At 29.5% G+C, this 12,651-nt stretch carries 12 protein-coding genes and 1 pseudogene; all 13 read right to left on the bottom strand.

The window, feature by feature from the left end; genetic code table 11:
* Nucleotides 1-18: 18 nt before the first annotated feature.
* Nucleotides 19-1,116: a DUF1972 domain-containing protein gene (locus tag GQ40_RS13280; RefSeq protein WP_047549315.1), complete on the bottom strand. Its 1,098-nt coding sequence runs from the start codon at nt 1,114-1,116 to the stop codon at nt 19-21.
* A 26-nt stretch (nt 1,117-1,142) separates the two neighbouring features.
* Nucleotides 1,143-2,306 (bottom strand): glycosyltransferase family 4 protein, encoded by a 1,164-nt coding sequence (locus GQ40_RS13275; RefSeq protein WP_047549312.1) that lies wholly within the window; start codon nt 2,304-2,306, stop codon nt 1,143-1,145.
* On the bottom strand, nt 2,299-2,979 hold the full coding sequence (locus tag GQ40_RS13270) for an acyltransferase (RefSeq protein WP_047549309.1): 681 nt from the start codon (nt 2,977-2,979) through the stop codon (nt 2,299-2,301). The genes GQ40_RS13275 and GQ40_RS13270 overlap by 8 nt, the downstream gene beginning before the upstream one ends.
* A gap of 32 nt (nt 2,980-3,011) precedes the next feature.
* Nucleotides 3,012-4,277 carry an O-antigen ligase family protein gene (locus GQ40_RS13265; RefSeq protein WP_047549306.1) on the bottom strand — a complete coding sequence of 422 codons (1,266 nt, stop codon included), beginning with the start codon at nt 4,275-4,277 and terminating at the stop codon, nt 3,012-3,014.
* A gap of 38 nt (nt 4,278-4,315) precedes the next feature.
* A complete protein-coding gene (locus GQ40_RS13260) occupies nt 4,316-5,077 on the bottom strand; it encodes a glycosyltransferase family 2 protein (RefSeq protein ID WP_047549303.1) in 762 nt (253 codons plus the stop codon).
* Between the two features lie 19 nt (nt 5,078-5,096).
* Nucleotides 5,097-6,086: a sulfotransferase family protein gene (locus GQ40_RS13255; RefSeq protein ID WP_081990218.1), complete on the bottom strand. Its 990-nt coding sequence runs from the start codon at nt 6,084-6,086 to the stop codon at nt 5,097-5,099.
* Nucleotides 6,087-6,172: 86 nt separating this feature from the next.
* On the bottom strand, nt 6,173-7,126 hold the full coding sequence (locus GQ40_RS17245) for a glycosyltransferase family 2 protein (protein ID WP_052184262.1): 954 nt from the start codon (nt 7,124-7,126) through the stop codon (nt 6,173-6,175).
* A gap of 58 nt (nt 7,127-7,184) precedes the next feature.
* Nucleotides 7,185-7,988, bottom strand: a complete 804-nt coding sequence (locus GQ40_RS13245) for an FkbM family methyltransferase (RefSeq protein WP_052184261.1) — start codon at nt 7,986-7,988, stop codon at nt 7,185-7,187.
* The gene (locus GQ40_RS13240) at nt 7,985-9,301 is read right to left on the bottom strand and encodes a flippase (protein WP_047549297.1); all 1,317 of its coding nucleotides are present in this window, start codon (nt 9,299-9,301) and stop codon (nt 7,985-7,987) included. The genes GQ40_RS13245 and GQ40_RS13240 overlap by 4 nt, the downstream gene beginning before the upstream one ends.
* 26 nt (nt 9,302-9,327) lie before the next feature.
* On the bottom strand, nt 9,328-9,858 hold the full coding sequence (locus GQ40_RS13235; RefSeq protein WP_156115587.1) for a hypothetical protein: 531 nt from the start codon (nt 9,856-9,858) through the stop codon (nt 9,328-9,330).
* Between the two features lie 18 nt (nt 9,859-9,876).
* Nucleotides 9,877-11,130 carry a sulfate adenylyltransferase subunit 1 gene (locus GQ40_RS13230; RefSeq protein WP_047549291.1) on the bottom strand — a complete coding sequence of 418 codons (1,254 nt, stop codon included), beginning with the start codon at nt 11,128-11,130 and terminating at the stop codon, nt 9,877-9,879.
* 15 nt (nt 11,131-11,145) lie between these two features.
* Nucleotides 11,146-12,050 (bottom strand): annotated as a pseudogene (gene cysD / locus GQ40_RS13225) (sulfate adenylyltransferase subunit CysD).
* Nucleotides 12,043-12,645: an adenylyl-sulfate kinase gene (cysC, locus tag GQ40_RS13220; protein ID WP_047549288.1), complete on the bottom strand. Its 603-nt coding sequence runs from the start codon at nt 12,643-12,645 to the stop codon at nt 12,043-12,045. Before cysC ends, cysD begins: the two are co-directional and overlap by 8 nt.
* Between the last annotated feature and the right edge of the window lie 6 nt (nt 12,646-12,651).

Raw genomic sequence — 12,651 nt, 5'->3', positions numbered from 1 at the left:
AGAGAATTGATCTTAGTTTTAATTCTTTTTAACGCATTCATGTAAAAAATCCAAATACTTTTTATTGATTAGTTCCCACTTAAAATTGTTCTCTATTTTTTTATAACAGTTTTCTATTTTGTCTAAATGATCATCTTTTTTAAGTGATTCTATGTGGTTTTTAACGTCTTTTTTATTGCTGAAATAAAAAGCATCATCCCCTAAAATTGACTTTGTGAACTCATTGTTATGAGCAATCATTAAAACTTTAGATGCCATTGCTTCTAATAAAGAAGGATTGGTTCCTCCTACCGAATGGCCATGAAAATATAATTTTGAGTAGAACCTTAAATTATTTAAATGTTCTATGTTATAAATACCTCCCATAAACCTGATGTGGTCTACATCTTTAAATTTATTTTTAAGATATGCTCCAAACTTATTTACATCGTGTTTACCAACAACTAGAAATGGTATTTTTTTGTTAGATAATGCTGCACCATCTAAAATTATTTCCAAGTTATTTTCTGGTTCAAATCTCGCGATTAACATATTATAATTAGAGGCTTCTACATCATAATGTTTTAAAACCTCTATGTTTGGATTTTCAAATAATTCTGCACCATAAGCTATATATTCAGAATCTGCATTATATTCTTTTTTTAAATAGTTTTGTATTCCTACAGAATCTGATATTAAGAAATCACTAGATTTAACCGCTAATCTTTCAGCATATTTTAAAAATCGTCTTACTGGTGGAGAATATTTAGAACGTTTCCACTCGAGACCATCCATGTTACTAATAATTACAGGTTTTTTGGGAAGTAACCTGTGCCAGATGGTATTACTTGTATATCCTAATTGTAATAAGACGTCAAAGTCACGTTCTTTAGAGTCTTTGATGCAATTGAAATCGTAAATAAACTGGCCAAAAGTTCCTAGTTTGTCTTCTGGATCTTTACAATGAATTAATTTAACGCCTTTAAATGTTTTTTGTTTGTATTTATGCAGGCTGGAACTATAAACGTATATATCATATCCTTTTTGGGCAAGATAAACAGCAAAAAACTCTGTAAATTGTTCAAATCCTCCATAGTGGTTTGGTATGCCTCTTGTTCCTAATATTCCTATTTTCATTATAATTCTTTCATTTTCGGATAAAATTACATCTTATCATAAATTTGGACAAATTGATTGATATGTCTAGTCAATGAAAAATCTTTTATAGCTTTTTCACTACCCTTTAAACCTAAATCAATTATTCTAGATTTATCTTCTACTAATTGTTTAATAACTTTTGAAAGGTCTTTACTGTCATTTGGTTTAAAGAAAAAACCTGTTTTATCTTCATCTACGATTTCTTTTAAACCACCATGTTTTGCAGCTATAACTGGTTTTTTTGCTAACATTGCTTCTAATGCAACCAAACCAAAAGGTTCTGGCTCTGTTGAGGGTACGACCGCAATGTCTATACTATCCCATATATTCCATATGTTTTTTCTGAAAGGTATGATTTTACAATACTCTTGCAAATTATAAATTTCAATTTTATTATTTAAATCTTCTAATAAATGCTCTTGATTTGGAGGGGCTGAACCTACAAAAATCAATCTAAGGTTCTTATATTTGACTCTACACTTGACGAATGCATCCAATAATAGATGTTGTCCTTTCCACTTGCTAATCCTTCCTACAAGAGCTAAAACTATATCATCTTTATTTGCATTAAATAATTTGTTTCTGGTTTTAATTATTTCTTTTTCAGAGGTAAAAAAAACATCTCTATCAATACCATTTAAGTTAACTATAGATTTCTCTTCTAAAGCTTTATTGTCTTTACATAAAAAATCCTTTGACGCTTTAGAGTTAAAAACAACTTGTTGTGACAGTAACCTTACTATTAAAGGATAAAAAAAACTAACTATTTTTGGTTTCTTTATTATTTCATGTACGTGCCATATATGTTTAATTTTGTAACGTCTTGCGTAAAATCCACCTAACAAAACCGCCAATGTATTAGAATGAATAAGGTCAATTGATTCATTTTTTAAGATTTTATTCAAGCCCTTGGTTGTTCTTAATATGGTAAAAGGAAGCTTGATCAATGCTAACGGTTTGAACATACTTCTTGATACTTTAATAACAGGAAATATAATGACCCTTATATTATGGCTTTCTAAAAGGTCCTTTAATGGACCGTCATTTGGAAGCACTATGATGGGATTAAATTTTTGTTTTGCAGAAATACCTTTAACCAAATAGAATAGAGCTTTATCTGAGCCATAAAGTTCTGCAGATTGATGTATGTAAAGTATGGTTTTAGGCATTGATTTGTTTGATTATTTTTGCAGGTACACCGCCAATTACTACGTTTGGGGGAAATACGTCCTTTACAACAGAACCTGCTGCGACTACAGAGTTGTCTCCAATTTTACAACCGTCTAAAAATGTAGCCTTAGAACCTACCCAAATGTTATTCCCTAGTTCTATACCAATTGATGTCACTCCTTGTTCTCTAATAAGCTGATTTGTATTAGAGAAGATGTGATTTTCTGAATGAAAACTAATATACTGTCCCATTATTACATCATTGCCTATTTTTATCCCTCCTGAGCATCCAAAATATGAATATTCACCTACAGCAGAGTTATTTCCTATTTCTAAACCAATCCCATATTTAGATAAATGACTAGTAGTGCTAATTGTTGAAAAGGCCCCAATTTTTACCACATTACCAAAAGTTATTTCTTTACTTGCATAACAGTCTATAAATACATTTTTCTCAATTGTGCAACTATGTCCAAACTTAAAATTTTTTGAATTTAATATTTGAGTCTTGGATCCAACAAAAACTTTTCTTTTTGTTTTAAATATACCTCTTAACATCATAAATAGTCTTGAAAACAAGAAAGATAGAATCAATTTATTTGAGATCTTTTCGTCCAAAGAATATGATTTACCAAACTTAATAAGTAGCTCTTGTAGTATGTTTTTAAGCATTATTTGCTAAAATTCTAATGGTTAAAAGCTTGTCAAGCATCCTTTAACGTATTATTTGAGGTGTAATAATAGTTTAAATATAAAAGTCCTCCAATTATTAATCCACCAAAATCTCTTGGGTTGTAAACTCCAGAAACAATTAATGTGATAAATAGGTAATAAATAGCAATTCCAGATAAGAGATTATTAATAATTCTAGCTTTATTATTTTTTTCTTTTTTATACACTTGAAAATATAGCATTAAAAGAAATACAAGAAAAGATGCAAGTCCTAAAACACCTGCTTTGAAAGCAATATAGGCGTAACCGTTGTGAAGCGTAGTAATATAGCGGATTCCATCTCGATCTAAAGGTGCCAGAAACTCAAGATCTACTAGTGACCCAACACCTTTTCCATGTAATATTCCCAAACTCCAAGGTGTATCTTCTAATTGTTCAAATGCTTTTTTAGCCTCATATGCTCTCCAATGATCCCATAAGTCTCTATGATCTTCTACATCAATCTCCGACGAAAATATCTCGGCAGGAGCAATTTTTATCTTATACAGAAAACCTTCAATACCATCTGCTCCTCGTTCAAGGTCTGTAGAAAATAAATAAGCATAAAATAATATCACAGAAATAAAAAAGCCAAACATGTAAAACAGGCCCTTCCTAGTGATGGCCAAATAACCATTTATAGCTAAAAATAAAATTATAAATGAGACGGTAATTGTTCTTGAAAAATAAAAAATAAAAGATACAATTAGTAGAGTAATAATGAGCTTTTTATATTTTGATTTGAAATGAAATAGAATTTTTCCTTTTTTTGACAATAGTATGATAAGTGCAAATACTTCTAGCGCATTTCCTCGTCCAGCAAAGTCCCTTACTCTATTGACATTAAAATCATGGCCCATTAAAAAATATATGGTTAGGCACAAATGAATAATTGCAAAAAATACACCTGAATATATTATAACTCTAAATAAGTAATCTTTACTTTTAATTTTACTAACCAAATAATATCCAACAATAATGTATAGCACGGGTTTTGCTAAAAAAAAGAGGTCTTTAATAATATCAAAAATTTTACTTGAAAAGAAAATAGAGGAGAAAATAGCAATTAAAAAAATTACTACTAGAGGCGCTATTAAGTTTATTAATGCTTTAGTATACAAGCTGCTTATATTTGCAAATACAAAAAAAGAAACCAAAGAAATTAAAATAATATTTACTTCGATAGAGAATATTAATGGTGGAGCAATCAGAAGACCTGCTAAGACTGTTTTCTGTATGAAATCTAATTTTATCTTCATTAATTGCAAGCTAATCTTTTATTGGCAAATAACTATATTTAGCGATTCAATATACTCTTAATTTTAAACTTTAGAAGTGACATATAATAATCAAAGTAACAAAGGAATAAACTCACTCCTCCTGTTTCTCTTTTAGCTCTTAGTGTTTCTCCAAAAACTTTTTTAATCATATTATTGCTCACTCCACCACCATCCATAATTGCTGTTGTAATTTCAATTTTAGCAGTTTTTAAATGACTCTTGGGTCTTAATAAAATTTCGTAATCACCAGCTATTTTATAAGTTGTATCATATACTCCGTAGGTTTTAAAGAACAACTTATTGTGAAATGACCCAACGTGTGCAGGAGTTATTTTTATATTTCTTCGGAAATCTTTCCAACTCCAAACTGAATTTAAAAGCCTTTTATTGTTTTCGCCTTTAACAAACAAGACGTTGGAGTAAATCCAATCTAATGGTTTATCACTAATACTGAGCAATTTAAAATAATTTTCTAAGGCATCATTTAAGTAGTAATCATCAGAACCTAAAAAAGAAATCCAATCGCCTTTAGCGTATTTGAGACCCTTGTTCCATGCGTCATATATACCCGAATCAGGTTCAGAGAACCAAGCAAATGTTAAACCCTTTTCTTTGAATTTAGACTCATACGATTTTAAGATATTTAAAGTACCATCCTTAGAATTTCCGTCAATTATAATATACTCAAAATCTAATAATGTTTGATTGAGCAATGAGTCTAGAGATCTTGCTATCGTCTTTTCACTGTTGTAAGTAGCTGTTATAATTGTAAAAGTCATTTTAAGAAATTAAAGACTGTTAAGACATGAATCTTTTTTTTGTCCAATCCATATCTTTCGACTTGTAATTATACAAATTAAATCTAATAATACATTTGTAACCTAGATATTGCAACATGTCTTTCAATGGATTAAATTTTCCTTTATTATTTAGCATATCAATCTCATTTAATATTCTTGACTTATCATAACCTTGGGCAACCAAATTGCTATTGGTTATATTGTTGTTTATATATCGTTTGAGAATTCGTTTTCTAAATCTCGTATTAAAAACTTTTTCCCATTTATGTAATGTGTCTTTACTAATTGACTTGTACATTTTTACTCCTGTAGGATCTCCCAGATTTTTTATATTTTCAGTATCAATCTTAGAATGTATAAAATTATCTTTAAGTTTTTCGTCATATTCCAATTCTAAAAACTCTTGTAGTTCTTTTATCAATTTATCAGGATTAGAAACCAAATCCTCATATTTTATTCCAATTGTATTTTTTTTGTTTTTATGTTTTAGATAGGCTTGACTTATTTTATTAAACCCTTCGGTTAAATCATTATGACTGCCATAAAGTTTTAGAAAGTTGTTTTGACACCATGTAGATAATATTGAGGCATAAATGTGGGTTGGGTTTCTAAATAAAAAAATAAATTTCGCATTTGGATACACCTCATAAATTTCATCAATAATAAAATAGTATCTAGGTGTTTTATCTAAAAAAAAAATCTCCTCATCCTTTAATGATTTACCATAAAAGCCATTAGCAAACACTCGTACTTGTTTATAAAAAAACTCGTCAGAGCAAGACGTTTCTTCTAACATGTCATTAATGGCTTTATGAGATAGCCTACTAGAATACTCTGAAATGACACCTTGATTTTTTTTCATATATATCAAAGGTAGTAACAACCATGGCTCTGCTGTTCCACCTATAGATTTATGACTAAGTAAAATTCTCTGCAATAATGTAGAACCTGCTCTTGGCATAGAAAATATAAATATCGGAGATTTCATAAAATGTTATAAATTAAAACTATGATCAATGACTAAAGGCCAATAATGTTACTAAAACCCTAAAAGTGATAGTATGAAAATAGAAATTAAGATTTGAGATTAAATTTTTGTAATACTTGGCTCCCAAATAATTTATAGCCATCAATATTTAATGGGTGTTTAGATATATATTTTATGGTATCACTTATAGATTTATTAATTCTACTTTGGGTTAACATGAAAAATGTATTAATTTTTTTATCTATTTTTTCTTTTCTATTTATGTTATTAATCAATTCATTATTTTTTAAAATAACATACTTCATTTCATCGAGTAAAACTTGATCTTTTGATTTTTTAGAAATACCGTCTGGATCCATTACATAGGCTGAACCCAATTCATTATTATACGCTACTTTAAATAATTTAGTCATTCTAATTCTTGAATCCCAGTCATGAAAAGCTTTTATATCTTCATCATAATAATTTATAGATTCTAATACCTCTTTCTTCATCAACTCACACCTATATAATGTTCTATAAGGAAAATCTCTAGTGAACACTTTTTCAAAAATATTTCCTTCTACAGGTTTAAAACTACTTTTTGCCCAATATTTATTTGAGATTATTTCAAAATCGGTAAATGTGAAATTCGAATAAACAATTTTTGCCCAATCATTATTTTTGAAGGTTTCTATCTCAGTCTTAATTTTATCTTTATAGTAAAAATCGTCTCCATCGAGGTATGTTATATAATCTCCATCACAGGCTCTAAAACCAGCATTTTTATTTTTCGGAATTCCTACATTTTTAGACTGTAATACGGTTTTAATTTTATTTGGATAAGTTTTTCTATAGTCTTCAATTACTTCTAGGGTATCATCTTTAGATGAACAATCGTCAGCAATAACAATTTGAATGTTATCATAACTTTGCGACAATACGCTCTCTATTGCTCGTATAAGCTGATCTCTTTGATTGTATGATGTTATAACAACAGAAACTAATGGTTCCGTTAGTGATTGGTTATTTTCAATTTGAGTGTTTAACTTTCTTGTCATTATTTAAGGCTTGCAATGAACATCGATACTTCTATGATAGCATATTTAATGTAAAAAACTATTTAAACTCATCTTTTAAAATTGCTATAATATTTTGAAAAGCATAAATTTCGCATAAAACGGGATTATACTCTTTTAATTCCATTAATCTACCTCCTGGTAAAATCCTATAAAAAGTATAATTAATTAAAATATCCCAAAAATCCTTAAAACTTGATTTGCTTATTATATTCATTTCGTTAAACTCAAAATGAATTGCATGAATTTTATTTTTTGCTAAGTGTTTTTTTATTCCTAATAAAGCGTTGAATTCATTGCCTTCAATATCTAATTTTAACAAATCAATTACATCAATTTTTTGAGTTTCAATAAAATCATCTAATTTAATAATATCGACTTCATATTCTACAGGATCTCCTTTATGTAGATCTTTAATAACATCTAAATATATGGAAGCGTGTTGAGAAGATCCGTTTTTTATAGCATAATCATAAAATTTTATTACATCATTCTCTTTTCCGACTGCAACATTGAAATGATGAAAATTTGAGTTATTGACTTTGCGTACTAATAATTTATAAGTTTCTGGATGTGGTTCAAAGGCGTAAACAATACTCGACTTGTTAGCTTCAAAAATAAATGATGAATAATCACCAATATTTGCTCCGACATCAATTATAAGAGCATTTTCTTTATTTTTAATATACTTTTTTATCCAATAAACCTCACCTATTAAATAATCACTTTTATAATTTAGTATTCCAAGACCTCTAAGGCTTAATTGAAATAAAAATTTATTTATTCGAACAAAAAAATTCTTTCCAAACAGTGTTCCATATAGATTAAAAATAATATTTTTCATAACTTTCTGTATATGGGGATTATTGTTTTGCACTTCATATAAAATAATTTTCTCGTTTTTTTATTTAATAAATCAAAAACAAATGCTGCCATTATCTGGCTAACAAGAGTTGCAAAGGCAGCTCCCTTTAAACCGAATTTTGGTATTAAAATCATATTTAAAAACACATTAGATAACATGCCAAGAAAAGTTCTCCAAAAAGATAATTTTTGCAAGTTCTCACTAATAAACCAACGTTCACTAGCAACACCAAGAAAAACAAATATTCCCGCCCAAATATGTATAGCTAAAACTCCACCAGAATTTATATATTTTTCCCCGTATAATATGTCGATAACCCAATCGCTAAGAAATGTCATAGGTATAGCTAAAGCAAGTGCCATCCATACCATTAAGGTAAAAAGATTTTGTAGTCTTTTATAGTATATGTTTTCACTAATTTTTTTTGCATTAATAATTGCTGGAAAAAGTGATGAAGAAATAATCATTGGAATAAAATACCATGATTCACTTAATTTTACAGCAGCAGAATATTGACCAACAGCTTCATTACCAAGGATCTCTTTAATCATAATCTGGTCAATTTTCATATAAATTGTAATCATTATACCTCCCAGCATAAGAGGCCAACTGTTTTTTAATAAATGAATTGCAAAATTCTTATTGAAAACCCAACGCTTCAAAGATAAATTATTTTTTATATAAAAATAGATAAAGCCTAAGGCCAGAATAAAACTATCAAAAACAAAAGCATAAACAAATGCCATCAAAGAAGCATCAATCGTTATAAGATGAATTTTTACAATGCTTGAGATAATTAATGAAATAATATTTGATAATACAATAAACCTACTTAAAACTTGACTCTGGAAATAATAGTCAATAACATTAAAGCTTTGAAAAACATAAGAAATGGAGATAATTATAATTATCTTATTAGTATAAACATCTTTGGAAAAAAAATTTAAAGTTATTATTAAGGAAGAAACTAAAAATATTGAACCAATAAATTTAAGCCAAAAAGCTGCGCCTATAATTAGATCTCTTTTAGTTTTATTATTAACAAGTTCTCTTACGATAATATTATTTAATCCCAGCGTTGTAACGAAAGAAAAAATTATAACAAAACTAATAGCATAATTTAACAAACCAAATTTTTCAGGACCTAGATACCGAGCAACCCAAACACCAATAAAAAGACCAACAACTAAGCGCAGAATTTTTTCAAAAAACAACAAGAATGTATTTTTAAAATACTTGATGAAGCCTTTATTGTTTTTTAATCTCTTTAACTTCGTGAAAAGAATATCCAATTTTTTTGATTGTTGTCAATTTCCAATTAAAATTTTAAGTATATCCTGTCTATTAACAATTCTCTAGAATCAAAGCGAGGTTTATACTGATCACCTATTATCTTAGTAGTCGCAGTGATTGATTCATTGTCATATATTACATACTGGTTAGGAATAAAATATTGAATAAATTTTTCCTTTTCAATTGAAATCAGTTCATCGCCATAAGATAATTCTGTAGTTAAAAAATTTATTTTTTGTTGCCTTTCATCATTCCCAAAACTTAAGAAAAGTCTAGTAGGTAAAATTTCTTCTTTAATTTGAAATCTTAATTCTTGAGGTTGATCTGAACCAGATACTTGAACTGTTACTGAATTTTCAGTTGTGATGTTTTTTTGTCCATCATCCAAATAGTGTAAAACAAATTTATCGTCATATTCTACAACAGCATTGATTTTTAAAACAAAACTATCCTTTTGCTCAACTTTTTTTGGACTGTCTTGTATTTCGGTGTTTTGTTTTTCATTCTTACAAGACATTGAAAAAATCAGAAGAATTACTAAAGTTATTTTTTTCATTTTTATAGTTTTAATAGTTTAAACAATCATACCAGCAGCAACAGTTTCATTAGTTGCATCATCAACAAGAATAATACTTCCCGTTGTTCTGTTTTCTCTATAAGAATCAATCATTAAAGGTTTCGTGGTTCTAATTTTAACCTTACAAATATCATTCATTTTCAAGTCTTTATCTTCTTGATTTCGACCTAAAGTTTCAATATTAATCTTATACACGACCTCTTTAATCATCGCCTTTTGTTCATTAGACGTGTGTCTAATGCTATACTTTGCTCTTGGTTTTGCAGAATTGTTATTCAACCAACATAGCATTACTTCAATGTCTTGAGAAGCTTCAGGTTTATTATTGGATCGCACGATCATATCACCTCTACTAATATCTATATCATCTTCTAAAGTGATAGAAATAGACATTGGAGCATATGCTTCTTTAAGTTGTTTATCTAAAGTATCAATTGTTTTTATCTTTGAGGTAAATCCAGAAGGCATAACTGTGATCTCATCGCCAACCCTAAAAACACCACTCGCTACTCTACCGGCATAACCCCTATAGTCTCTATGGTTTTCACTTTGAGGTCTTAATACTGTTTGAACGGGAAATCTAGCGTCAACTTTATTAATGTCGCTACTTATGTGCATAGTCTCAAGCGTATGTAACAAAGGTGCACCTTGATACCAATCCATATATTTGGACCTATTAACAACATTGTCTCCATTAAGTGCACTAATCGGTATAAATCTAATATCTTGAACTAGTAATTTAGAAGAGAACTCTTCGAATTGGTTGATGACTTTGTTATATGCCTCTTCAGAATAATCCACTAAATCCATTTTATTGATACAAACTATAACATGAGGTATTTGTAATAATGAAGCTATGAAAGAATGTCTCTTTGTTTGTTCTATTACACCATGTCTAGCGTCTACTAGTATTATTGCTGCATTGGCTGTAGAAGCACCAGTAACCATATTTCTAGTATATTGAATATGTCCAGGAGTATCTGCAATAATAAACTTTCGTTTTGGTGTTGTAAAATAACGGTATGCAACGTCAATAGTAATACCTTGCTCACGTTCATCCTTTAAGCCATCTGTAAAAAGAGCTAAATCAACTCCATTATGACCCTTCTTTTTACTTGTGCTTTCTATAGCTTTCAATTGATCTTCAAAAATAGATTTAGAATCATATAACAAACGACCAATCAATGTGCTTTTACCATCATCTACACTACCTGCGGTTGTAAATCTTAATAACTGATTATTATCTAACATGTTCTTGCTTTCTTATTAAAAATACCCTTGTCGCTTTCTGTCTTCCATTGCAGACTCAGACCGTTTATCATCGCTTCTATTGCCACGTTCTGTTTGGCGCATACCAGATACTTCATCTGCTATTTTTTCTAGTGTGTCTGCATCAGACTCTATGCCACCAGTAATTGTGATATCACCTAGAGTTCTAAATCTTATTTTTTTGGTTACAATGTCTTCGTGATCTTCTAAAATTAGAAATTCTGAATTTGGAATCCAACTATCTTGCCTCCAAACCACCTCTCTTTCGTGGGCAAAGTAAAGAGATGGAATTGCTATTTTTTCTCTTTTAATATAATTCCAAACATCCATTTCTGTCCAGTTACTAATTGGGAATGCTCTAAAATGCTCGCCTTCAAAATGCTTTCCGTTAAAAATGTTCCACAATTCAGGTCTTTGGTTTTTAGGGTCCCATTGCCCAAAATCATCCCTGTGTGAAAAAAACGCTCTTTTGCCCTGGCCTTTTCCTCATCACGTCTTCCACCTCCAATGGCACAATCTATTTTATTAGATTCTATCGCGTCTAAAAGCGTTGTGATTTGTAATACATTACGCGTAGCGTTTTTTCCTTTTTCTTCGGAAACTCTGCCACCATCAATTGATTCTTGTACAGATCCCACAATTAATTGAACACCTAAATCTGCAATAATATCGTCTCTAAACTTAATGGTCTCAGGAAAATTATGTCCAGTATCTACATGCATTAATGGAAAAGGAATCTTTGCTGGATAAAATGCTTTTTTAGCCAAATGAGTGACCAATATAGAATCCTTTCCACCAGAAAATAAAATTACTGGATTATCAAATTGAGCCCAAACTTCGCGTAATATAAAAATAGCCTCACTTTCTAATTCATCTAAATAATTTAAATAATATTTACTCATGATTGAGTTTTAATTTTGGTGTTATAAAATCTATTATTTTTTCTACGGAAATCTCAATAGATTCGCGTTCTGTATTAATTTCAATATCAGGCTGTTCTGGTACTTCATAGGGTGCTGAAATTCCAGTCATATTTTTTATTTCTCCTGCCCTAGCTTTTTTATAAAGGCCTTTTACATCTCTACGTTCGCATTCTTCAACACTTGTATTGATGTATACTTCCACAAAGTTAACATCTTTGACAATAGTTCTTATATTCTCTCTATCTTTTTTATATGGAGAAACAAATGCTGCTAGGACCACAAGACCTGCATCTATCATCAAATTAGAAATTTCGGCTATACGTCTAATGTTTTCTGTTCTGTCTTCTGGAGCAAATGTTAAATCGCTATTAATACCCTTTCTAATATTATCTCCATCTAATGAGTAGGTTTTGACACCTATTTCAAACAGCTTTTTTTCTACCAAATTGGCAAGCGTTGATTTTCCAGATCCTGACAATCCAGTAAACCATATCAAAAAAGAATTATGGCTGTTAGCATCCAACCTATCTTGCCTTTTAATTTGGTAATTATGCTGTATGATATTCTCTTTCATTAGTTA

The sequence above is a fragment of the Psychroserpens sp. Hel_I_66 genome, from assembly GCF_000799465.1.
Classification (GTDB): domain Bacteria; phylum Bacteroidota; class Bacteroidia; order Flavobacteriales; family Flavobacteriaceae; genus Psychroserpens.
Note: the sequence above shows the minus strand (reverse complement) of the source record. Positions and strands in the feature narration are given on the sequence as shown.